Source organism: Streptomyces lomondensis (genome assembly GCF_014651035.1).
GTDB classification, from domain to species: domain Bacteria; phylum Actinomycetota; class Actinomycetes; order Streptomycetales; family Streptomycetaceae; genus Streptomyces; species Streptomyces lomondensis.
The window spans coordinates 1-774 of sequence record NZ_BMWC01000046.1; the positions used below are offsets into that span (position 1 = coordinate 1).

Genomic DNA, 774 nt, shown 5'->3' on the forward strand with positions numbered 1-774 from the left:
CCTGGTAGTGGCGGGCGAGTTTGTCGTAGCGGGTGGCCAGGGCCTTGTTGTGCTTGAGCCGGTTGAAGCAGCGCTCGATGACGTTGCGGCGCCGGTAGGCCGCCCGGTCCAGCCGGCACCGGCTCTCGCCGCGCCGGATACGGCCGTTGATCTGGTCGATCCGCTCCGGGATGGCGGCCTTGATACCTCGCCTGCGCAGGTAAGCGCGGATCTTCGTGGACGAGTAGCCCTTGTCCGCGACAACCCGTTCGGGCCTGGTTCTGGGCCGTCCGGGCCCGCGCCGCGCGATGCTGATGCGGGTCATGACCTGCTCGAACTGGGTGCAGTCGTTGACGTTGCCGGCGCTGATCGTGAAGGCCAGCGGCCGGCCCTGCCCGTCGCAGGCGAGGTGGATCTTCGTGGTCAGCCCCCCGCGGGACCGGCCGATCGCCTCGCCCGGCCAGGCCCCCCTTTTCTCGCCCCGGCCGCATGCTGGTGAGCCCGCACGGTGGTGGAGTCGACACACACGATCGTCCAGTCCACGGCGCCAATGGCGTCGCAGTGTTGCTGGACGTGGGCCAGGAGCCGGTCCCAGGTGCCGTCGGCCGACCAGCGGCGGAAGCGTTCGTAGACCGTCTTCCACGGGCCATAACGCTCGGGCAGGTCCCGCCAGGCCGCCCCGGTGGACAGCTTCCACAGAATGCCGTTGACCACCTGGCGGCGGTCCCGCACCGGTCGGCCCATCCGCGGCGGAGCCAGCAACGGCTCGATCACCGCCCACGACTCATCAGTCAG

1 pseudogene is annotated in these 774 nt (G+C 70.2%); it reads right to left on the bottom strand.

The window, feature by feature from the left end:
* Positions 1-774 (bottom strand): annotated as a pseudogene (locus tag IE255_RS38880) (IS5 family transposase); the annotation flags it as partial.